Below are 20,548 nucleotides of genomic sequence, written 5' to 3' on the forward strand. Positions count from 1 at the left end.
ACATGTACGCGGTCATAAAAACCGGTGGCAAGCAGTATCGCGTTGCCGCTGGCGAGAAAATCAAGGTAGAACAGATTGCTGCGGATGTGGGCCAGGAGATCGTGATCGACCAGGTTCTGGCTGTCGGCAACGGCACCGAACTCAAGGTGGGCACGCCCCTGGTATCCGGCGCAAGCGTCAAGGCCACTGTCGTGGCCCAGGGCAAGCACGACAAGGTGCGCATCTTCAAGCTGCGCCGTCGCAAGCACTATCAGAAACACCAAGGCCATCGCCAGCAGTTCACCGAGCTGCAGATCGAGGCGATTGCTGCCTGACACGCAGGGAGTTGATCTCATGGCACAGAAAAAAGGCGGCGGCTCTACGCGAAACGGGCGCGATTCCAAGCCCAAGATGCTCGGCGTGAAGGCTTACGGTGGTGAGCTGGTCAGCGCGGGCTCCATCATCGTGCGTCAGCGCGGTACGCGCATGCACCCCGGCGTGAACGTCGGCCTGGGCAAGGACCATACGCTGTTCGCCCTGGTGGACGGCCACGTGTCCTTCAGCACCAAGGGCGCGCTGTCCAAGCACATGGTCAACGTGACCCCGGCCTGAAGCAATTCGTTGCTTGAGGCCTGATGCGCAAAGCCCCGCTTGTCGGGGCTTTGTTGTTTTTGCGGGCCCGACCCCCGCTTTTGTAAACTGCACCCCCATGAAATTTGTCGACGAGGCCTTCATCGACGTTGCCGCAGGCGACGGTGGCAACGGCTGCGTGTCCTTCCGCCACGAAAAATACAAGGAATTCGGCGGGCCCGACGGCGGCGACGGCGGCCGGGGCGGGCACGTGTTCGCGGTCGCCGACCCCAACCTGAACACGCTGGTGGACTATCGCTACTCGCGCCGGCACGAAGCCCGGCGCGGCGGACACGGCATGGGTTCGGACATGTTCGGCGCCGCAGGCTCCGACATCACCCTGAAGATGCCCGTGGGCACCATCATCAGCGATGCCGAGACGGGCCAGGTGCTGCACGAACTGCTCACGCCGGGCGAGGTCATCACCATCGCCAAGGGAGGTGACGGGGGCTTTGGCAACCTGCGTTTCAAAAGCTCCATCAACCGCGCGCCGCGCCAGAAGACCCCCGGCTGGCCGGGCGAGCGCAAGAATCTGAAGCTCGAGCTCAAGGTGCTGGCCGACGTCGGCCTGCTGGGCATGCCCAATGCCGGCAAGTCCACCTTCATCGCCGCCGTGTCCAACGCGCGGCCCAAGATCGCCGACTACCCGTTCACCACGCTGCATCCCAACCTGGGCGTGGTGCGCGTGGGGCCCGAGCAGAGCTTCGTCGTGGCCGACATCCCCGGGCTGATCGAGGGCGCCTCCGAGGGCGCCGGCCTGGGCCACCAGTTCCTGCGCCACCTGCAGCGCACGCGGCTGTTGCTGCACGTGGTGGACCTGGCGCCATTCGACGAGGGAGTGGACCCGGTGGCGCAGGCCCGGGCCATCGTCGCCGAGCTGAAGAAATACGACCCCGAGCTGCATGCCAAGCCGCGCTGGCTGGTGCTCAACAAGCTGGACATGGTGCCGCAGGAAGAGCGCGCGGCGCGCGTGCAGGATTTCGTCAAGCGCTTGCGCTGGAAGGGGCCGGTGTTCGAGATTTCGGCCCTCACGCGCGAGGGCTGCGAGGCGCTGATCCGTTCCATCTATCAGCACGTGCAGGCGCAGCAAAAGGTCGAGCAAGGGCCGGTTGCCGAGACCGACCCGCGGTTCCTGCCCGGCCACGAGGGTGGGCAGCCCAGCTGAACGCTGGCGCCCGCCTGCGTGCAACAATCATTTCAATAGCTAAAGGCCCGCGCCAGTCAACAGTTTGCGGGCTGTTTCACTAAAAATGCAAAGCAAGGTACTGCGCGATGCCCGGCGCATCGTCGTCAAGGTGGGCTCCAGCCTGGTCACCAACGAAGGGCGGGGGCTGGACGAGGCGGCCATCGGCGAGTGGAGCCGCCAGCTGGCGGCGCTGGTGCGCGGCGAGGACGGGCTGGGGCAGCGGGAGGTCATCATGGTCTCCAGCGGCGCCATCGCCGAAGGCATGAAGCGCCTGGGCTGGACGCGCCGCCCGCATGCCATCCACGAATTGCAGGCCGCCGCCGCGGTCGGCCAGATGGGCCTGGCGCAGATGTACGAGACCAAGCTGCGCGAGCAGGGCATGGGCAGCGCCCAGGTGCTGCTGACCCACGCCGACCTGGCCGACCGCGAGCGCTACCTGAACGCCCGCTCCACGCTGCTGACGCTGCTGCGCCTGGGGGTGGTGCCGGTCATCAACGAGAACGACACGGTGGTCACCGACGAGATCAAGTTTGGCGACAACGACACCCTGGGCGCGCTGGTGGCCAACCTGGTGGAAGCCGACGCGCTGGTCATCCTGACTGACCAGAAGGGCCTCTATACCGCCGATCCACGGCGCGAGCCGGACGCGCAATTCGTGCACGAGGCGCGGGCGGGCGATGCGGCGCTGGAGGCCATGGCCGGCGGCGCGGGCTCATCCATTGGCAGGGGCGGCATGATCACCAAGATCGTCGCCGCGCGGCGCGCCGCCGGCTCGGGCGCCTCCAGCGTCATCGCCTGGGGACGCGAGCAAGACGTGCTGCTGCGCCTGGCGCGCGGCGAGGCCATAGGCACGCTGCTGGTGGCGCAGACCGCCAAACAGCACGCGCGCAAGCAGTGGATGGTGGACCACCTGCAGCTGCGTGGCTGGGTCACGGTCGATGCGGGCGCGGCGGCCAAGCTGCGCAGCGAAGGCAAGAGCCTGCTGCCCATCGGCATGGTGGCCGTGGAAGGGGACTTTGCCCGGGGCGACGTGATCGCGGTGCGTGACGCCGGTGGCACCGAGATCGCCCGGGGCCTGGCCAACTACGCCAGTGCCGAGGCACGCCTGCTGTGCCGCAGGCCGTCGTCTGAGTTCCAGCAGGTGCTGGGCTACTCCGCCGAACCGGAGATGGTGCACCGCGACAACCTGGTGCTGATGGCGCGCTGACCAGGCGGCTGCCCGGTCAGGGCTTGTCCGCGGTCCCCGAGGGGGCGCCGGAAGCTTCGGCGCCGGCGTGCGCCGCCGAGGCGGCGAGCATGCTGTTCTGCGGGTCAGGGTCGAAGCTGGCCCCCGGGGGCAGCTCCACGCCAGGGTGCAGCAGCATGCCGCTACGGTGCTGCGCCATGCCCTGCAGGCCATCGTGGTGGTGGTCGCGGGCACGCATGCCGCTTCTCAGGTAGCGGTTGCGCTGCTCGTGGCGTGGCACGAAGCGCGCCAGCTCGGTCAGCGCCATTTCATAGACGCCGCGCTTGAACTCCACCACCACGTCCAGCGGCACCCAGTATTCGTTCCAGCGCCAGGCATCGAATTCGGGATGGTTGGTGGCACGCAAGTTCAGGTCCCAGTCGTGGCCGAGCAGCTGCAGCAGGTACCAGATCTGCTTCTGGCCTCTGTAATGGCCGCGCGCGTCGCGGCGGATGTACCGGTCTGGCACCTCGTAGCGCAACCAGTCGCGGGTGCGGGCAATGATGCGTACATGGCCGGGCTGCAGGCCCACCTCCTCGTGCAGTTCCCGGAACATGGCCTGTTCGGGGGATTCACCGCGGTCGATGCCGCCCTGAGGGAACTGCCAGCTATGGGTGCGTATGCGCTTGCCCCAGAACACCTGATTCTTCTGGTTGAGCAGGATGATGCCGACGTTTGGGCGAAAACCGTCCCGGTCAAGCATAATCGAACCCCAATTTTTCAAACTGTTGTCATTATGCACGCGCCCCTGCGTGCGGCAAGCACACCCCCACTGCGCGCGGGTCCGTTCGATGAAAGCTTCCCAATTCTTCATTTCCACCCTGAAAGAGGCGCCAGCCGATGCCGAGGTCGTCAGCCACCGGCTGATGATGCGCGCCGGCCTGATCAAGAAGCTGGGGGCGGGCATCTACAGCTACATGCCCATGGGGCTGCGCGTGATCCGCAAGGTCGAGGCCATCGTGCGCGAGGAGATGAACCGCGCCGGCGCCGTCGAGTGCACCATGCCCGTGGTGCAGCCCGCCGAGCTGTGGCAGGAGACGGGACGCTGGGGCACCATGGGGCCGGAGCTGCTGCGCATCCAGGACCGGCACGGGCGCGACTTCGTCGTGCAGCCCACCAGTGAAGAGGTGGTCACCGACATCGCCCGCCAGGAGCTGCGCAGCTACAAGCAGCTGCCGAAGAATTTCTACCAGATCCAGACCAAGTTTCGCGACGAGCGCCGCCCGCGCTTCGGCCTGATGCGCGGGCGCGAGTTCATCATGAAGGACGCCTACTCCTTCGACCGCGACGCAGCGGGCGCCAAGCAGAGCTACCAGGCCATGGCCCAGGCCTACCGGCGCATCTTCGACCGCTTCGGCCTGCAGTACCGCGCCGTGGCCGCCGACTCGGGCGCCATCGGGGGTGACCTGAGCGAGGAGTTCCAGGTCATCGCCGCCACCGGCGAGGACGCCATCGTCTATTGCCCGACCAGCGACTACGCTGCCAACCTGGAAAAGGCCGAGGCCCTGGCTCCGGCCGGCCCGCGCCCCGCTGCCAGCCAGCCGCGCACGCTGACCCCCACCCCCGGCAAGGCGACCTGTGCCGACGTGGCCGAACTGCTGGGCGTGGCGCTGGCGACCACCGTCAAGTCCCTGGTGCTGGCCACTGACGACGTGGACGAGGCGGGCGAGCCGGCCGGCGTGCAGGTCTGGCTGCTGCTGCTGCGCGGCGACCACGATATGAACGAGATCAAGGTCTCCAAGGTGCCGGGCCTGGACAAGGGCTTTCGCTTCGCCACCGTGGCCGAGATCGAGGAACACTTCGGCTGCAGGCCCGGCTACCTCGGTCCTCTGGACCTGAAAAAGCCCGTACGCATCGTCGCCGACCGCGAAGTCGCCGTCATGGCCGACTGGATCTGCGGTGCCAACCAGGAGGACCACCACATCACCGGCGTGAACTGGGGCCGCGACCTGCCCGAGCCCGAAGCCGTGGCCGACCTGCGCAACGTGGTGGCGGGTGACCCTTCACCCGATGGCCAGGGGCAGCTGGCCATCGAGCGCGGCATCGAAGTCGGCCACGTCTTCTACCTGGGCACCAAGTATTCCCGGGCCATGGACGCCACCTTCCTGAACGAGGACGGCAAGCCCGCCCACTTCGAGATGGGCTGCTACGGCATCGGCGTGACGCGCCTGCCGGCCGCCGCCATCGAGCAAAACCATGACGAGCGCGGCATCATCTGGCCCGACGCCATTGCCCCCTTCACCGTGGTGCTGTGCCCGATCGGCATGGACCGCAGCGAGGCGGTCAAGGCCGCGGCCGAGAAGCTGCACGCCGAGCTGCTGGCTGCCGGTGTCGACGTGCTGCTGGACGACCGTGGCGAGCGCCCCGGCGCCATGTTCGCCGACTGGGAGCTGATCGGCGTGCCGCACCGCGTCGTGCTGTCCGAGCGCGGCCTGAAGGCAGGGCAGGTCGAATACCAGCACCGCCGCGACACCAGCGCCACGCAGGTCGCCGCGGCGGACATCCTCGCGCACCTGCGGGAGCGGCTCGCCGCATGAGTCCCGGGGCGTCCGGCGCGCTGCATCCGCAGCGCGGCGCGCCCTCGCGCCGCAGCTGCCTGGCGGCGCTCGCCCTCGGCCCCTCGGCCTGGCTGGCAGCGCCGGCGGCGCACGCCGGCGGCCAGCTCGAAGAACCCCTCATCGACTCGGTGCGCACGGCCCTGGCCTCGGCCGTGGGCGACCTCGCGCCGCCCGAGCCGGTCTTTGCCAGCACCGAGGCGCGCCTGTCCTACCTGCGCTGGCTCACGGCGATGAGCGAGCGCCTGCGCAGCCGCAAGCCCGAATGGGAGGCGCGGCGCGACTTCCTGCAGACGGCCTGGTACGAGTCCCGGCGCGCCGGGCTCGATGTGTCCCTGGTGCTCGGCCTGATCCAGGTCGAGAGCGCGTTTCGCAAGTTCGCCATCTCCTCGGTCGGCGCTCGCGGCTACATGCAGGTCATGCCGTTCTGGACACGCGCCATTGGCGATGGCGACCCCGGCAAGCTGTTTCACCTGCAGACCAACCTGCGCTTTGGCTGCGTGATCCTGCGCCACTACCTGGACCGCGAGCAGGGCGACCTGTTCCTCGCACTGGGCCGCTACAACGGCAGCCGGGGCCGTGCGCCGTACCCCAGTGCCGTGTTCGCCGCGCAGCGCAACTGGTTCTTTCAGGAGCGCACCTCGGCCGCCTGAGCCGGCGCCGGCGGCGCCGGCAGCGCGTCTTCCGGCGCGGCGGCGCGCACGGGCGAGGACACGCGCGAGACCAGCACCTGGTCGATGCGGTAGCTGTCCACGTCGATCACCTCGAACTTGTAGCCTCCCCAGTCCACGCTGTCGGTGCGCCGGGGCACGCGGCGCAGCATGACCATCAGAAAGCCCGCCAGCGTCTCGTAGTCGCCCTCGTGCGGCAGCTCGTCGAGCGCCAGGGCGTGCAGCACGTCGTCGATCGGCGTGATGCCGTCGATCAGCCAGGAGGTCTCGTCGCGCCGCACGATCTGCTCCTCGTCGGCCGGGCCGGGGCCGACCAGGTCGCCCATCACGGTGCTCATGACGTCGTTGAGCGTGACCACGCCCACCACCAGGCTGTACTCGTTGACGATGACGGCAAAGTCCTCGTGCACCTGGCGAAACTGCTCCAGCACCTCGGCCAGCGACAGCCGGTCGGGCACGATCAGCACCTTGCGCACCAGCCCGTCCTCGGCCAGTGAAATGGGCTGGTTGTTCAGCGCGCGCTGGAACAGGTCCTTGGCGTCCACGTAGCCCACCACGTGGTCGATATCGCCCACGCAGACCGGGTAGGTGGAAAACGGCTCGTTGGCGATGCGCGCGCGAATGACGTGGTCGGGGTCGTCGCGCAGGAAGTACGCCACCCGGTCGCGCGAGGACATGCTGCTCACCACGCTGCGCGTGTCGAGTTCGAACAGGTTCTCGATGACCTGCTGCTCGCGCGCGGCCAGCACCCCCGAGCGGGCGCCGGCCTCCATCATGGCCAGGATGTCCTCGGAGGTGACGCGTTCGTCGCGCTGCGACGGCAAGCCCGACAGGCGCAGGAGCGCATCGGCCATGCGGCTGTAGAGCCAGATCAGCGGCCGCAGCAGCCGCATGCACCACTGCATGGGCCCGACCACGTGCACCGCCACGCGCTCGGAATTGGCCATGCCCAGGCGCTTGGGCACCAGGTCGGCAAACAGGATGAACAGCGAGGTGACCAGCAGGAAGGAGGCCAGAAAGCCCAGCGTCTGCGCCTGCCGCTGGGGCAGCCACAGCTCCAGCAGCGCGGTGAAGTAGGGGCTCAACGTGCCTTCTCCGACGATGCCGCCCAGGATGGCCACCGCGTTCAGGCCCACCTGCACCACGGTGAAGTAATCGCCCGGCTGCTCCTGCATCAACAGCACGCGCGCGGCGCGCGCATCCCCCTCGTCGGCCATCTGGCGCAGGCGCAGGCGGCGCGAGGCCGCCAGCGACAGTTCGGCCACCGAGAAAAAGGCGCTGGCGGCGATCAGCAGGACGATGACGAGCAGGCTCTGAAGCAGGGACATGAAGACGTGCAGGGCGCATGCAGGGCCTGCACGTGCCACGCGGGCTGTGGTGGTCGCACGAGTGTAGCGGGCGGGCCTGTCCAGGCCCGCCCCGGCTCACTGGGTGAAGCCCATGCGCGGCTTGCGCGAGGCGCCTGCCTGCGGCAGGTCGGCGGGCTCGACGCAGCCGCGCCCGGCCAGGCGCGCGTTGCCAAAGCCCGTCATCAGGGCGCGGCGCATCTCGCGCGGGGCCAGCTGCGCAAGCAGGTCCAGCACGTCCGGCCCGGCCTCGGGCTCGAAATGCCGGCCCCAGTCGTGCTCGCCGCGAATGCCGCGGTACAGCCGGGCGGCGATGGCGCGCGCCTGGTCCGTGCTGGGCGCCTGCACCTCGAAGACGTTCATGCGGTTGAGGATGGGCTCGGGAATGCCGCGCTCGTCGTTGGCCGTGGTGATCCAGATGACCTGGCTGGCGTCGATGGCCACCTCGGCGAACTCGTCGGTGAAGCTCTGCGCTGTATCGTGCTCCAGCAGGCCGTAGAGCGCGCCCAGCGGGTCGTACTGGGCCTCGCCGGCGGCCTTGTCGATCTCGTCCACGACGATGACCGGGTTGGCGAATTCGCCCTCCACCAGTGCCTCGAAGACCTTGCCCGGCCTGGCGCCCTTCCACTGCGACGAGGCGCCCGACAGCAGCCAGCCGGCGGTCATCGAGCTCATGGGCACCAGGCTCATGCCCGTGCCCAGCAGCTCGGCCAGCTGGCGGGCAAAGTGCGTCTTGCCGATACCTGGCGGGCCCAGCAGCAGCATGGGCGTGACCTCCAGGCCGTCGCGGCTGTCCTGCGCCAGCGCCACGTGGCGCTTGACGTCGTCCAGCACCTCGGTGAAGTTGGGCAGCCACTCGTACAGGGCGGCCATGTCGGGCACACCCGACGGCTTGACCTGGAAGCGCTCGGGGCCGCGCTCGAGCATGCGCTCATAGACCGCGCGCAGATTGTCATGCTCGCGCGCGCTGCCGCCCGCGTCGTGCAGGCGGGCCAGCTTGCGCTCGACCTCGTGCGGGTGAAATACGCTGCGCATCTGCGCCACCGGCAGCGACAGGGCAGCTTCCTGGGTTACGAGACTGCGGCTCGTCATGGCTGGGCTCCTGGGAAATGACCCCCATCAAGGGATGGGCCAAGCCATTCAAGCATGGCCGCCGGGCCGGCCTCGTCGGAACATTCCCGCATGTTCCGGACAGAAAAAAACCGCCCCGAAGGGCGGTTCCTGTCCGGCATGGCCGGTGAGGCGGTGCGGCGGTCAGCCGGCCTGCTGCTGGCCGGAGACGACCTGCTGCAGCTCGCCCGACTCGTACATTTCCATCATGATGTCCGAGCCGCCGATGAATTCGCCGCGCACGTACAGCTGCGGGATGGTCGGCCAGTGGCTGTAGTCCTTGATGGCCTGGCGAATTTCCTGGTCGTCGAGCACGTTCACCGTGGCAATGTCCTTGGCATCGACGCCGCAGGCCTTGAGGATCTGCACGGCGCGCCCGGAGAAGCCGCACATGGGAAAGCTGGCGCTGCCCTTCATGAACAGCAGGATGTCGTTGGTCTTGACCAGTTGGTCGATGCGCTCGCGAACGTCGCTCATGGATAAGTGCTCCTGGGAGGGGAAAGAAAAGATGCCCGCCATGGGCAACATTACCGGATTATTTCACTGGCCATCGTCAGGCCGCAGGCTTTGACCCGCCAGTGCATCGGGCTATGCCGGCCAGGTCGGCGCGGCTTTGCACCTGCTTGAACCCGGCGGCCCGCAGCAGCTCCTGCACGGCAGTGGCCTGGTCCCAGCCGTGCTCCAGCAGCAGCCAGCCACCGCCCGCCAGCCGCGCCGGTGCCTGGGCAATGATGGCGCGCAGGTCGTCCAGGCCGTCGATGCCGCTGGCCAGCGCCGACAGCGGCTCGTGGCGCAGCGCGGCCAGGTGCGGGTCGCCGCTGGCGATGTAGGGCGGGTTGCTCACGATCAGGTCGAACGGCCCGTCGATGCTCGCGAGCCAGTCGCCCTGGGCGAACTCCACCGGCAGGTCCAGGCGTTCGGCATTGGCCCGGGCCACGGCCAGCGCGTCGGCGCTGGCGTCGGTGGCCAGAACGCGCGCGCCCGGGCGGTGGCGGGCCAGCGCCAGGGCGATGGCGCCGCTGCCGGTGCCCAGGTCGGCGATGCGCGGCGCGGGCACCGGCGCCAGCACGGCAAGCGCCCAGTCCACCAGGGTTTCGGTGTCTGGGCGCGGGTCGAGCACGCGCGCGTCCACCTGCAGGGGCAGGCCGTAGAACTCGCGGCTGCCGACCAGGTAGGCAACGGGCTCGCCCGCGGCGCGGCGCCGCCGCAGTGCCTCGAACGTGGCACCGGCCTCGGGCGGCAGCGGCGCGTCGTCGTGGGCGATCAGCCAGGCGCGGTCGGTGCCCGGGCGGCCCAGCGCATGCAGCAGCAGTATCTGGGCGTCGATGCGCGCCAGGCCGGCCTGCTGGGCCGCCTGCAGGGCGCAGCGCAGGGTGGTAGGGCTGGTCACTAGGGTATTGCTAGCAAGTGCACGTTGGTGGACAAAGATTTGAGCCGTTTTTTGCCAAAAATGCGGCTCTCAGGCCGCACCCTGCAGCTGCGCCAGCAGCTCGGCCTCGTGCGCGTGCTGCAGCGCGTCCAGCACCTCGTCCAGGTCGCCTTCCATGATGGCCAGCAGCTTGTACAGCGTCAGGTTGATGCGGTGGTCGGTCAGGCGACCCTGCGGGAAGTTGTAGGTGCGGATGCGGTCGCTGCGGTCGCCCGAGCCGATCAGGCCCTTGCGCGTTGCGGCCTCCCGGGCGCTGCGCTCGCTGCGCTCCTTTTCCTCCAGCCGCGCCTGCAGCACGGCCAGTGCCCGGGCCTTGTTGGCGTGCTGGCTGCGTCCGTCCTGGCACTCGGCGACGATGCCCGTGGGCAGGTGCACCACGCGCACAGCCGAGTCGGTCTTGTTGATGTGCTGGCCGCCCGCGCCCGAGGCGCGGAAGGTGTCGATGCGCAGGTCTGCCGGGTCGAGCGTGATGGCCTGCGACGCATCGGGCTCGGGCATGACGGCCACGGTGCAGGCGCTGGTGTGGATGCGGCCCTGGGTCTCGGTCACCGGCACGCGCTGCACGCGGTGGCCGCCCGACTCGAAGCGCAGCCGGCCGTAGGCGCCCATCTCGCGCGGGCCCTCGCCGGCGCGGCCCTCGATGCGCAGCACCACCTCCTTGTAGCCGCCCAGCTCGGCCTCGTGCGCGCTCATGATCTCCACGCGCCAGCCGGCCTGGGCGGCGTAGCGCGTGTACATGCGCGCCAGGTCGCCGGCGAACAGGGCCGATTCATCGCCCCCGGTGCCAGCGCGGATTTCGACGAAGGCGTTGCGCCCGTCGTCCGGGTCGCGCGGCAGCAGCAGGCGCTGCAGCTCGTCCTCGAGCGCGTCCAGCTCGGCCTGGGCGCTGGCGACCTCCTCCTCGGCCAGTTCGGCCATGTCGGGGTCGGCCAGCAGCTCGCGCGCCGCCAGCAGGTCGCCCTCGCGCTGGCGCCAGCGGGCGTAGCGGCCTGCCACCGCCGTGACCTCGGCGTGCTCGCGCGACAGCACGCGGTACTGCTGCATGTCGGCCATGATGTCTTCGCGCGAGAGCAGGAAGTCCAGTTCGGCCAGGCGCTGGGCGTGGCGCTCCAGCTGGTTGCGAAGAAAGGGCTGCATGGGTAGGAGAGGGGTTTGCTACATCTGCGGTAGCGCAAAGACGACGACTGGCAAGGGTTTCAGGCCGAAAAGGCCTGAAAAATACGTGCAGCGTCGCTACAGCGCGCCCTTGCCCTGCGCGCGCAGGAACAGGCGCGAGACGGTCTGCGCCGTCTGCTCGCGCGCGGCGGCGTCGCCCGCGCGCAGCTCGGCCAGGGTGCCGTGCAGCATCTTTTGCGCCAGGCCCCGCGACAGGGCATCGAGCACGGTGTCGATGTCCTCGCCGCGCGCCAGCAGCTTCTTGGCCCGGGCGACCTCGGCGGCGCGCCAGGTGTCGGTCTGCTGGTGCAGCTGCTGGATCAGCGGCACCACCGCGCCGTGCTGGCCGGCCGGGCGGCGCAGGTCCATCCAGTGCATGAAGCTTTGCACGCCCGCGTCGATGATGGCCTCGGCCTGCGCCACGGCGGCCTGGCGGCTGGCCTGGGCGGTCTGCACCACGCCGGCCAGGTCGTCCACGGTGTAGAGATAGACGTCCGACAGCTGCTGAACCTCGGGCTCGATGTCGCGCGGCACGGCCAGGTCCACCATGAAGATGGGGCGGTGGCGGCGGCGCTTGAGGGCGCGCTCGACGGCGCCCAGGCCGATGATGGGCAGCTGACTGGCGGTGCAGCTGACCACCGCGTCGAACTCGTGCAGGTGCTCGGGCAGCTCGGCCAGGCGCATGACCGAGCCGCCAAAGCGCGTGGCCAGCGCCTCGCCGCGCTCGAGCGTGCGGTTGGCGATGGTGATCTGGCGCGGCGAGCGGGCGGCGAAGTGCGTGGCGCACAGCTCGATCATCTCGCCCGCGCCGACGAACAGCACGCGGATCTGGGACAGGTCCTCGAACAGCTGGCCGGCCAGGCGCACGGCGGCGGCGGCCATGCTGATGCTGTGCGCGCCGATGTCGGTGCTGGAGCGCACCTCCTTGGCCACGGCGAAGCTGCGCTGAAAAAGCTGGTTGAGGGTGCTGCCCAGGGCGCCCGCGCCCTCGGCGGCGCGCACGGCGTTCTTCATCTGGCCGAGGATCTGCGCCTCGCCCAGCACCATGGAGTCGAGCCCGCTGGCCACGCGGAAGGCGTGGCGCGCGGCCAGGCCGTCCTCCAGCAGGTAGGAGTGCGAGCGCAGCAGCTGCGGGCTCACCCCCCCGCTGCCGGCCAGCCAGTCCAGTGTGTGATCCAGCGCCGGGGCGGGGGCGGCGCAATAGATTTCGGTGCGGTTGCAGGTGGACAGGATGGCCGTTTCCACCTGCGGGTGGCGGCTGCTGCCGGCCAGCGACTCGCGCAGCCCCTGCAGCGTGGGCGCGATGTGGTCGAGCGCAAAAGCGAAACGGCCCCGCAGGTCGAGCGGGGCGGTCGTGTGGTTGATGCCTAGGGCCCAGACTGCCATGGGGGTGGATTATAAAATTTGCGTCGCGATCGGGCGCCCGCTGGGGTATGCGCCTTGATCTGCATCATGTTTGCCATGGGCACGCTGTCGCTTTTGAACCATCTGCTGAACTTCCTTGCACCGGCCCTGGCCGTGGCGGTGCTGCTGGCGCTGGCGGCGCGGTACTTGATGCCCAAGCTGGCGAAAGGCCGCTCCATTGCTGGATCCATAGCTATCAATTTCGCCAGCGGCAGTCTGGCGCTGCTGGCCGGCCTGCTGCTGCTCGGGCGCGATGGGCACATGCTCACCTACACGGCCCTGGTGCTGGCCACGGCCACGGCCCAGTGGCTGTGGCTGCGCGGCTGGCGCGGCTGAGGTCATCCCGCCACCGGGCTGGCCGCCAGCGCGGGCCCGTCCGGGCGCGGGCCCGTCTCGCCCGGCGCGACCAGCGTGGTCGCCGGCGGCGACAGGTGCAGGCCCTCGGCGCGCAGGGCGTCCAGCAGGGCGAACAGCACGTCGCTGCGCGTGCCGCCGGCGCTGCGCGGGTGGGCCACCCAGCCGGTGGCCACGAAGATCAGCGTGCCATTCTGGATGCCGTCCAGGGTGACGGCGGGCGCGGGCTCGTCCAGGATGGATTCGTGCGCGCAAAACGCCTGCAGGATGAGCTCGCGCATGCGCCGCGCGTCGGTATCGAGCGGCGCCGGCAGGCTCAGCTGCACCCGGCCCTGCGCGCCGGTGAGCGTCATGTTGCGCACCGTCTTGGTGATGAACTCCGAGTTGGGCACGATGACGGTGGAGCGGTCGCCCAGCTGGATCTCGGTGGCGCGCACGTTCACGCGGCGCACGTCGCCCTCGGTGTCGCCCAGCTTGACCCAGTCGCCCACGCGCACCGGGCGCTCGGCCAGCAGGATGAGGCCCGAGATGAAGTTCTGCACGATGGCCTGCAGCCCGAAGCCGATGCCCACCGAGAGGGCGCTGGCCACCCAGGCGATGCGCTCGACACTGATTCCCAGGCCCGCCAGCGCGATGGCAATGACCACCACGCCGCCGATGTAGCCCAGCAGCGTGGTGATGGAGCTTTGCATGCCCGGGTCGAGCGCGGTGCTCGGAAAGTAGCGCTCGCCCAGCCAGCCCTTGAAGACGCGGATCGCCATGAAGCCGGCCACCAGCACCAGCACGGCCGTGGCCAGCGCCTGCGGCGCGAGCACGAAGTCACCCACCTTCAAAGCGCCGTCGAACACGCTGCCGCGGCGAAACAGCTCGTCCGGCCCGGTGCCAAAGGGCGCCATCAGCGCGATCACCATGTAGAACAGCAAGAGCACGCGCAGCACGCCCGAGGCCAGCACCGAGAGCTGGTCGAGCAGGCGCGGCTCCAGCCCGAGCGCGCTGTGCAGGTGGCGACCCATGACGCCCTGGGACGACAGCAGCGTCTCGCTCAGGTCCTCGGCCAGCATGAACAGCAGGTAGGTCGTGGCAAACACCACGGCCGACCAGACGGTCTGGCGCGCCAGCATGCCCGCCAGCGCCACATAGCCCAGCGCCAGCGCCAGCAGCGAGGCCAGCACCGCCAGGGCGGCGGCGGCCAGCACCACGGCCAGCCAGAGCGGGCGCACCTCGATCTGGGGCTCGGCGTCGGCCGGCTGCGCCGCGTCCGCGCCGGACGGCGCGGTCACCCGCACCACGCGGCGGCGCGTGCGCGCCAGCAGCAGCGCCATGGCCCCGGCCAGCAGCAGCGACAGCAGGGCGTGTGTGAGCACCTCAGCCGACAGGCTCACGCCAATGATGGCGTTCAGGTCCACCGCCAGCGCGCCCGTGGCCGACAGCAGGGCGATGGCCCAGGGGTAGGGGCTCAGGCGGTGTGCCTGCTCGTCCGACAGCGGCAGCAGGCGCCAGCTCGGGCGCCGGCGCGCCAGCAGTGCCTGGCCCAGGCTGATGACGAAGGCGGCATACAGGCCGGCGCGCATGCTGGCGCTCTCCAGGGCGAGCAACTGCTCGCCCGGCTCCTCGCCCAGCGCGAGCACGCCCCACACGAGCTGCAGGGCCGCGCCCGTGAGCAGCACGCTGGCGCCGATGGCGAAGGCCGCCAGCAGCGTGCGCCGCAGCCGCGTGGCCGGCAGGTGCGCGGGCAGCAGGCGCAGCAGCAGCCGCTGCACGGCCCAGGTGCCGACAACCACCAGCAGCAGCGCCCCCAGCAGCGAGCCATAGAAGGCGCCCCGGCGCGGCGACTGCGCGGCGCTGGCCACGGCGCCTTGCAGGTCCAGCGCCAGCGACTGCAGGCGCGCCTGGTCACCAGGCGCGGCGGTGCGCAGGTTGCGCCAGAAGGCGGCGCTCAGCAGGGAGTCGGTGCGCGAGCTGAGGGCCGCCTGGAACTGCGCGTGCCGCTGGCGCGTGAGTTCGTTGGCGCGCTGGCCGGCATCGACGCCGAGCAGTCGCGCCAGCTTGAGCTCGCTGTCCACGGCGGCGCGCTGGCGCGTGAGCGCGGCGCGCTGCTGCACCACATCGGGGGTGTCGGCGGGCGAGCCCTTCTCGGGCGCCGGGCCCAGGCCCTCCAGGCGCAGGTCCAGGTCGGCCAGGTCGGCGGCGCGCTGCGTCGTCACCCGCTCGGCTGCCGCGCCGATGGCGTTGGCCTCGGCCACCAGCTTGCGGCCGTCGTCGTCCTGCGCCAGCTTGGCCGGGATGGCGTCCAGGCGCCGGCGCAACTCATCCACGGAAGGCAACGGGGCGCTGTCGCTGCCGGCGGCGGCGCTGGGCGGGGCGCTGCCGCCGCGGCCGGACGGGGCCGGGGCCGCCTGCGCGGGCAGGAGCAGCAGGCACAGCAGCACCAGCAGCAGGGCCGGCAGCAGGCGCTGGACGGGCAGCACCCAGGGGCTGGCAGCGTGCAGGCTGGCGGTCAGCGGCCGGAGGAAGGGCAGGGTGCGAAGGAGAAGCGGCAGGCGCGGCATGCGCGCGATTGTCGGGGCGCGCGGGTGCGCGCGGCGCCAGACGAGGGCTTGACTGCGCAGAGTGCGAAAAACCGTGTCCGGCCCCGTGGCACCAGGGCGTTCAGCTATGAAAAACGACTCTGGGCTCAACCGGCCGGGCTGAACAGGTCCACCCGGTCGCTGATGATGCCGTCCGTGCCCAGGGCGATCAGGCGCTCGGCGGCCCATTCGTCGTTCACGGTGTAGCTGAGCGTGCGCAGGCCGGCCTGGCGCGCGGTCTGCACCAGCGCCTCGTCCCACAGCGCGTGGTTGCAAACCACGGCCACGCAGCCGAGCTGGCCGGCGGTCTCCAGCCAGCCCGCGTGCAGCTTGTCCAGCAGCAGGCCGCGGGGCAGGTGCGGCGCGGCACTTTGCGCGCCCGACAGGGCCAGCGGCTGGAACGAGGTCAGCAGCGGCTGCACCGCCTGCCCATGCCACAGGCGCGCGGCCAGGGCGGCCACGGCGCGGCCGGTGGCCTCCTCGGTGCCGGGGGTGGGCTTGATTTCGATGTTCAGGTGCAGGCGGTTGGCCAGGCACCAGCGCGCCAGGCCCTCCAGCGTGGGGAGGGGCTCGCCCGCGTACTGGCGCGAATGCCAGGCGCCGGCGTCCAGCTGCGACAGCTCGCTCCAGGCCCGCTCGCCGGCCGTGCCGCGGCCGTTGGTGGTGCGTGAAAGCGTCGCGTCGTGCAGCAGGAAGACCACGCCGTCGCTGCTGAGCTTGGCGTCGCACTCGAACATGCGCCAGCCGTGCGCGGCGCCCAGGCGGAAGGCGGCCAGGGTGTTTTCAGGGGCCAGGCGGCCGGCGCCGCGGTGCGCGATCCAGCGCGGGTAGGGCCAGTGGGGCAGGGCGGTCATGGGGCGGCTCTTCGCGTCAGGTCAGGTGCGTCAGATGCGCTTGCCGCTCGTGGCGTCGAAGGCGTGCAGGCGGTCGGCGCGGGGCTTGACGTGGATGGTGGAGCCCAGCGCCGGGCACAGCGTGCCTTCTTCCACGCGCACGACCAGCTGCTCGCCGTTGAGGCGGCCGTAGATCAGACGCTCGGCGCCCAGCATTTCCACGGTTTCGACCTGCACGGCCCAGCCGTCAGCGCCCACGTCCAGGTGCTCGGGGCGGATGCCCAGCAGCTGTCCGGGCTGCGCGCCGGGGGCGTTCTGCAGCAAATTCATGGGCGGCGAGCCGATGAAGCTGGCCACAAACGTGGAGGCCGGCGTGTGATAGACCTCCTCGGGCGTGCCGAACTGCTCCATGTTGCCGGCGTTCATGACGATGATGCGCTCGGCCAGCGTCATGGCCTCGACCTGGTCGTGGGTGACGAACAGGCTGGTGATGCCCAGCTCGCGGTGCAGCTTCTGGATCTCCAGGCGGGTCTGCACGCGCAGCTTGGCGTCCAGGTTGGACAGTGGTTCGTCGAACAGGAAGACCTGCGGCTGGCGCACGATGGCGCGGCCCATGGCCACGCGCTGGCGCTGGCCGCCCGAGAGCTGGCGCGGCTTGCGGTCCAGCAGGTGCGACAGCTCCAGGATCTTGGCGGCCTTGTCCACGCGCTGGCGGATCTCGTCCTTCGGCACGCTGGCGATCTTCAGGCCGTAGGCCATGTTGTCGAACACGCTCATGTGCGGGTACAGGGCGTAGTTCTGGAACACCATGGCGATGTCGCGCTTGGCCGGCTCCAGGTTGTTGACCACGCGGGGGCCGATGTGCAGCTCGCCGCCGGTGATCTCCTCCAGGCCCGCGACCATGCGCAGGAGCGTGGATTTGCCGCAGCCCGACGGCCCGACGATGACGATGAATTCGCCATCCTTGATCTCGGCATTCACGCCGTGGATGACGGGCACGGCAGCCTTGCCGGTGCCGTAGGTTTTGGTGATGTTCTTGAGGGAGATGGCAGCCATTGGGTACTATGAAATCAAGAGCTATGAACCGTTGTGCAGCAACGGCTGGAGCGGTATTTGATGCTTATTTTTCAGTGTCCACCAGGCCCTTGACGAACCACTTTTGCATCAGCATCACCACCAGCGTGGGCGGCAGCATGGCGATGATGGCCGTGGCCATGACGATGTTCCAGTCCACCGCGGCCTCGCCGCCGGCGAGCATGCGCTTGATGCCGATGACCACCGGGTACATGTCCTCGCTGGTGGTCATGAGCAGCGGCCACAGGTACTGGTTCCAGCCGTAGATGAACTGGATCACGAACAGCGCGGCGATGGACGTGCGCGACAGCGGCACCAGCACGTCCACGAAGAAGCGCATGGGCCCGGCGCCGTCGATGCGCGCGGCCTCCACCAGCTCGTCGGGCACGGTGAGGAAGAACTGGCGGAACAGGAAGGTGGCCGTGGCCGAGGCGATCAGCGGCAGCGTCAGGCCGCCATAGCTGTTCAAGAGGCCCAGGTCGGCCACCACCTTGTAGGTCGGCAGGATGCGCACTTCCACGGGCAGCATCAGCGTCAGGAAGATGGCCCAGAAAGTGAGCATCTTGAACGGGAAGCGGAAGTACACGATGGCGAACGCCGACAGCAGCGAAATCGCGATCTTGCCCACCGTGATGACCATGGCCACCACGAAGCTGACCCACATCATGCGCACCACGTTGGTGTTGGAGCCCAGCTTGCCAGAGCCGAACAGCGCGGCCTGGTAGTTCTCCCACAGGTGTGTGCCAGGCAACAGCGGCATGGGCGATTGCACGATGGCCTCGGCCGTGTGCGTGGAGGCGACCAGCGCCAGGTAGAGCGGAAAGGCGACGACTGCCACGCCGAGGATCAGCACGGCGTGCGACAGGAAGGTCAGCCAGGGGTTGCGGTCGATCATGTTGCGGCGAGCCTCAATACTGGACTTTTTTCTCGACGTAGCGGAACTGCACCACGGTCAGCACCACCACGATCAGCATCAGGATGACCGACTGCGCGGCCGAGCCGCCCAGGTCCAGCGCCTTGAAGCCGTCCTGATAGACCTTGTAGACCAGGATGGAGGTGGACTGCCCCGGCCCGCCCTGGGTGGCCGCGTCGATGATGCCGAAGGTGTCGAAGAACGCGTAGACAATGTTGATGACCAGCAGGAAGAAGGTGGTCGGCGACAACAGCGGCAGCTGGATGTTCCAGAAGCGCCGCCAGGCACCCGCGCCGTCGATCGAGGCGGCCTCGATCAGCGCCTTCGGGATCGACTGCAGCCCGGCCAGGAAGAACAGAAAGTTGTAGGAGATCTGCTTCCACACCGAGGCAATGACGATCAGCGCCATGGCCTGGTTGTCGTTCATCATGTGGTTCCAGCCGTAGCCCAGCTCGCCCAGGTAATAGGTGATGACGCCGATCGACGGCGAGAACAGGAACACCCACAGCACGCCGGCGATCACGGGTGCCACGGCGTAGGGCACGATCAGGAGCGTCTTGTAGACGAAGGCGAAGCGCACGATGCGGTCGGCAAAGATGGCCAGGGCGAGCGCCAGCACGATGCCCACGCCCGCGACCAGCACCGAGAACAGGGCCGTGCGCTTGAAGGAATTCAGGTAGGAGGGGTCGTCAAACAGCTGCCGGAAGTTCTGCAGGCCCACCCATTCCGTGCTCATGCCGAAGGCGTCTTCCATCTGGAACGATTGCAGCACTGCCTGCCACGCCGGCCAGAAGAAGAACACGATGATGATGGCGAGCTGCGGCGCGATCAGCAGCCACGGCAGCCAGGCCGAGCGGAAAAGTACGCGTTTTTCCATGACGGTCAAAAACAAAAAACCGCCGGGGCCAGGGGTGCCGCCGTCGGGAAAAAGGCGGCCCGCACGCAGGCGGGCCGCAGCCCCGGCACGCCAGGCGCGCCGGGGAATGGAGTTACTTCTTGTACGACTTCTCGAAGCGCGCCAGCAGCTCGTTGCCGCGGCTGACGATGGAGTCCAGCGCCTCCTTGGCCGTCTTCTTGCCGGCCCAGACCTGCTCCATCTCCTCGTCCTCGATGGTGCGGATCTGCACGTAGTTGCCCAGGCGGATGCCGCGCGAGTTGTCGGTCACCTTGCGCACCATCTGGTTCACGGCCACGTCGGTGCCGGGGTGCTTCTGGTAGAAGCCGGACTTGTCCGTCAGCTCATAGGCGGCCATGGTGATGGGCAGGTAGCCCGTGCGCTGGTGGCTGGCGGCCTGCACCTTGGTCTGCGACAGGAACTCGAAGAACTTGGCCACGCCCTTGTATTCCTCGGCCTTCTTGCCGGCCATGACCCACAGCGAGGCGCCGCCGATCACGGTGTTCTGCGGCGCGCCCTGCACGTCCGGATAGTAGGGCAGGGGGGCGATGGCATAGGCGAACTTGGCGTTCTTGGCCACGTCGCCATAGAAGCCCGAGGACGTCTGGATCATGGCGCACTCGCCCGAGGTGAACGATGCCTGCGCGGCCGAGCCGCGGCCCTTGTAGACGAACTCGCCGGCCTTGGCGGCCTGGGCCAGGTTGTCGATGTGTTTGACGTGCAGCGGCGAGTTGACCTTCATGCGCGCCTTGTAGCCGTTGGCCGACAGGCCGTTCTTCTCGGTGGCGAACTCCACGTTGTGCCAGGCCGAGAAGGATTCGAGCTGCGTCCAGCCCATCCAGGCGAGCGTCATGGGGCAGCTGTGGCCGCTGGCCTTGAGCTTCTTGGCGGCGTCGAACACTTCGGGCCAGGTGGCGGGGGCCTTGTCTGCGTTCAGGCCGGCCTTCTTGAAGGCGTCCTTGTTGATGTAGAAGACGGTGGTCGAGCTGTTGAACGGCATGCTCAGCATCTCGCCATTGGGCGCGGTGTAGTAACCGGCGACGGCGGGGATGTAGCCGGCGGGGTTGAAATCGGCGCCTGCGTCCTTCATGACCTTGCCCACGGGAACGGTGGCGCCCTTGCTGGCCATCATGGTGGCCGTGCCCACTTCGAACACCTGCAGGATGTGCGGCGCGTTGCCCGAGCGGAAGGCGGCGATGGCGGCCGTCATGCTCTCGTCATA

At 69.1% G+C, this 20,548-nt stretch carries 20 protein-coding genes; 7 read left to right on the forward strand and 13 right to left on the reverse strand.

The window, feature by feature from the left end:
- Positions 1 to 2: 2 nt before the first annotated feature.
- The 4 genes from rplU to proB all read left to right on the forward strand — a co-directional run bounded on the left by rplU (position 3) and on the right by proB (position 3,002).
- Positions 3 to 314 carry a 50S ribosomal protein L21 gene (gene rplU / locus RT051_RS11075; RefSeq protein WP_313076505.1) on the forward strand — a complete coding sequence of 104 codons (312 nt, stop codon included), beginning with the start codon at positions 3 to 5 and terminating at the stop codon, positions 312 to 314.
- Between the two features lie 19 nt (positions 315 to 333).
- Positions 334 to 591 (forward strand): 50S ribosomal protein L27, encoded by a 258-nt coding sequence (gene rpmA, locus RT051_RS11080; protein WP_313076509.1) that lies wholly within the window; start codon positions 334 to 336, stop codon positions 589 to 591.
- A gap of 97 nt (positions 592 to 688) precedes the next feature.
- Positions 689 to 1,774: an Obg family GTPase CgtA gene (gene cgtA / locus RT051_RS11085; protein WP_313076514.1), complete on the forward strand. Its 1,086-nt coding sequence runs from the start codon at positions 689 to 691 to the stop codon at positions 1,772 to 1,774.
- Between the two features lie 85 nt (positions 1,775 to 1,859).
- The gene (gene proB / locus RT051_RS11090; RefSeq protein WP_313076517.1) at positions 1,860 to 3,002 is read left to right on the forward strand and encodes a glutamate 5-kinase; all 1,143 of its coding nucleotides are present in this window, start codon (positions 1,860 to 1,862) and stop codon (positions 3,000 to 3,002) included.
- Positions 3,003 to 3,018: 16 nt separating this feature from the next.
- On the opposite strand, the gene RT051_RS11095 is transcribed toward proB, so the two are convergent.
- The gene (locus RT051_RS11095) at positions 3,019 to 3,723 is read right to left on the reverse strand and encodes an RNA pyrophosphohydrolase (RefSeq protein ID WP_313076520.1); all 705 of its coding nucleotides are present in this window, start codon (positions 3,721 to 3,723) and stop codon (positions 3,019 to 3,021) included.
- 88 nt (positions 3,724 to 3,811) lie between these two features.
- Here RT051_RS11095 and RT051_RS11100 point away from each other — a divergent pair, with 88 nt between their 5' ends.
- A complete protein-coding gene (locus RT051_RS11100; RefSeq protein WP_313076525.1) occupies positions 3,812 to 5,557 on the forward strand; it encodes a proline--tRNA ligase in 1,746 nt (581 codons plus the stop codon).
- Positions 5,554 to 6,228, forward strand: coding sequence for a lytic transglycosylase domain-containing protein (locus RT051_RS11105; RefSeq protein ID WP_313076529.1), 675 nt, complete (start codon positions 5,554 to 5,556; stop codon positions 6,226 to 6,228). The genes RT051_RS11100 and RT051_RS11105 overlap by 4 nt, the downstream gene beginning before the upstream one ends.
- Here RT051_RS11105 and RT051_RS11110 read toward each other — a convergent pair.
- The 6 genes from RT051_RS11110 to hemA all read right to left on the reverse strand — a co-directional run bounded on the left by RT051_RS11110 (position 6,204) and on the right by hemA (position 12,672).
- Positions 6,204 to 7,574, reverse strand: a complete 1,371-nt coding sequence (locus tag RT051_RS11110) for a hemolysin family protein (RefSeq protein ID WP_313076532.1) — start codon at positions 7,572 to 7,574, stop codon at positions 6,204 to 6,206. The two genes, RT051_RS11105 and RT051_RS11110, sit on opposite strands and share 25 nt — an antisense overlap.
- A gap of 96 nt (positions 7,575 to 7,670) precedes the next feature.
- Positions 7,671 to 8,684, reverse strand: a complete 1,014-nt coding sequence (locus tag RT051_RS11115; RefSeq protein WP_313076535.1) for an AAA family ATPase — start codon at positions 8,682 to 8,684, stop codon at positions 7,671 to 7,673.
- A 162-nt stretch (positions 8,685 to 8,846) separates the two neighbouring features.
- On the reverse strand, positions 8,847 to 9,179 hold the full coding sequence (gene grxD, locus RT051_RS11120; RefSeq protein ID WP_313076537.1) for a Grx4 family monothiol glutaredoxin: 333 nt from the start codon (positions 9,177 to 9,179) through the stop codon (positions 8,847 to 8,849).
- A gap of 76 nt (positions 9,180 to 9,255) precedes the next feature.
- Positions 9,256 to 10,092: a peptide chain release factor N(5)-glutamine methyltransferase gene (gene prmC, locus RT051_RS11125; protein WP_313076540.1), complete on the reverse strand. Its 837-nt coding sequence runs from the start codon at positions 10,090 to 10,092 to the stop codon at positions 9,256 to 9,258.
- 69 nt (positions 10,093 to 10,161) lie between these two features.
- Entirely contained in the window at positions 10,162 to 11,268 is a 1,107-nt protein-coding gene (gene prfA / locus RT051_RS11130) for a peptide chain release factor 1 (protein ID WP_313076543.1), read from the reverse strand.
- Between the two features lie 96 nt (positions 11,269 to 11,364).
- Positions 11,365 to 12,672 (reverse strand): glutamyl-tRNA reductase, encoded by a 1,308-nt coding sequence (gene hemA / locus RT051_RS11135; protein WP_313076546.1) that lies wholly within the window; start codon positions 12,670 to 12,672, stop codon positions 11,365 to 11,367.
- Positions 12,673 to 12,738: 66 nt separating this feature from the next.
- Here hemA and RT051_RS11140 point away from each other — a divergent pair, with 66 nt between their 5' ends.
- Positions 12,739 to 13,026 carry a hypothetical protein gene (locus RT051_RS11140; RefSeq protein WP_409520594.1) on the forward strand — a complete coding sequence of 96 codons (288 nt, stop codon included), beginning with the start codon at positions 12,739 to 12,741 and terminating at the stop codon, positions 13,024 to 13,026.
- 2 nt (positions 13,027 to 13,028) lie between these two features.
- On the opposite strand, the gene RT051_RS11145 is transcribed toward RT051_RS11140, so the two are convergent.
- From RT051_RS11145 to ugpB, 6 genes are all read right to left on the reverse strand, one after another.
- Positions 13,029 to 15,593, reverse strand: a complete 2,565-nt coding sequence (locus RT051_RS11145) for a DUF3772 domain-containing protein (protein WP_313076549.1) — start codon at positions 15,591 to 15,593, stop codon at positions 13,029 to 13,031.
- A 125-nt stretch (positions 15,594 to 15,718) separates the two neighbouring features.
- Positions 15,719 to 16,465, reverse strand: coding sequence for a glycerophosphodiester phosphodiesterase (gene ugpQ / locus RT051_RS11150; RefSeq protein ID WP_313076553.1), 747 nt, complete (start codon positions 16,463 to 16,465; stop codon positions 15,719 to 15,721).
- Between the two features lie 30 nt (positions 16,466 to 16,495).
- Positions 16,496 to 17,500, reverse strand: a complete 1,005-nt coding sequence (locus RT051_RS11155) for a sn-glycerol-3-phosphate import ATP-binding protein UgpC (RefSeq protein WP_313076555.1) — start codon at positions 17,498 to 17,500, stop codon at positions 16,496 to 16,498.
- Between the two features lie 64 nt (positions 17,501 to 17,564).
- Entirely contained in the window at positions 17,565 to 18,413 is an 849-nt protein-coding gene (gene ugpE / locus RT051_RS11160) for a sn-glycerol-3-phosphate ABC transporter permease UgpE (protein WP_313076557.1), read from the reverse strand.
- Positions 18,414 to 18,426: 13 nt separating this feature from the next.
- A complete protein-coding gene (gene ugpA / locus RT051_RS11165; protein ID WP_313076560.1) occupies positions 18,427 to 19,308 on the reverse strand; it encodes a sn-glycerol-3-phosphate ABC transporter permease UgpA in 882 nt (293 codons plus the stop codon).
- 112 nt (positions 19,309 to 19,420) lie between these two features.
- The coding region (ugpB, locus tag RT051_RS11170) for a sn-glycerol-3-phosphate ABC transporter substrate-binding protein UgpB (protein ID WP_313076562.1) at positions 19,421 to 20,548 on the reverse strand (1,128 nt) is incomplete at its 5' end.

It is taken from the genome of Melaminivora sp., from assembly GCF_032059615.1.
In the GTDB taxonomy this organism is placed as follows: Bacteria; Pseudomonadota; Gammaproteobacteria; order Burkholderiales; family Burkholderiaceae_C; genus Melaminivora.

Bases quoted from the DNA above. Each gene is read 5' to 3' on its own strand.
- prfA (WP_313076543.1), bottom strand. From the start codon at position 11,268: ATGCAGCCCTTTCTTCGCAACCAGCTGGAGCGCCACGCCCAGCGCCTG.
- RT051_RS11105 (WP_313076529.1), top strand. From the start codon at position 5,554: ATGAGTCCCGGGGCGTCCGGCGCGCTGCATCCGCAGCGCGGCGCGCCC.
- ugpQ (WP_313076553.1), bottom strand. From the start codon at position 16,465: ATGACCGCCCTGCCCCACTGGCCCTACCCGCGCTGGATCGCGCACCGC.
- RT051_RS11155 (WP_313076555.1), bottom strand. From the start codon at position 17,500: ATGGCTGCCATCTCCCTCAAGAACATCACCAAAACCTACGGCACCGGC.
- RT051_RS11115 (WP_313076535.1), bottom strand. From the start codon at position 8,684: ATGACGAGCCGCAGTCTCGTAACCCAGGAAGCTGCCCTGTCGCTGCCG.
- cgtA (WP_313076514.1), top strand. From the start codon at position 689: ATGAAATTTGTCGACGAGGCCTTCATCGACGTTGCCGCAGGCGACGGT.
- RT051_RS11110 (WP_313076532.1), bottom strand. From the start codon at position 7,574: ATGTCCCTGCTTCAGAGCCTGCTCGTCATCGTCCTGCTGATCGCCGCC.
- RT051_RS11100 (WP_313076525.1), top strand. From the start codon at position 3,812: ATGAAAGCTTCCCAATTCTTCATTTCCACCCTGAAAGAGGCGCCAGCC.
- grxD (WP_313076537.1), bottom strand. From the start codon at position 9,179: ATGAGCGACGTTCGCGAGCGCATCGACCAACTGGTCAAGACCAACGAC.
- ugpE (WP_313076557.1), bottom strand. From the start codon at position 18,413: ATGATCGACCGCAACCCCTGGCTGACCTTCCTGTCGCACGCCGTGCTG.
- ugpA (WP_313076560.1), bottom strand. From the start codon at position 19,308: ATGGAAAAACGCGTACTTTTCCGCTCGGCCTGGCTGCCGTGGCTGCTG.
- RT051_RS11140 (WP_409520594.1), top strand. From the start codon at position 12,739: ATGTTTGCCATGGGCACGCTGTCGCTTTTGAACCATCTGCTGAACTTC.
- RT051_RS11095 (WP_313076520.1), bottom strand. From the start codon at position 3,723: ATGCTTGACCGGGACGGTTTTCGCCCAAACGTCGGCATCATCCTGCTC.
- proB (WP_313076517.1), top strand. From the start codon at position 1,860: ATGCAAAGCAAGGTACTGCGCGATGCCCGGCGCATCGTCGTCAAGGTG.
- rpmA (WP_313076509.1), top strand. From the start codon at position 334: ATGGCACAGAAAAAAGGCGGCGGCTCTACGCGAAACGGGCGCGATTCC.
- rplU (WP_313076505.1), top strand. From the start codon at position 3: ATGTACGCGGTCATAAAAACCGGTGGCAAGCAGTATCGCGTTGCCGCT.
- RT051_RS11145 (WP_313076549.1), bottom strand. From the start codon at position 15,593: ATGCCGCGCCTGCCGCTTCTCCTTCGCACCCTGCCCTTCCTCCGGCCG.
- hemA (WP_313076546.1), bottom strand. From the start codon at position 12,672: ATGGCAGTCTGGGCCCTAGGCATCAACCACACGACCGCCCCGCTCGAC.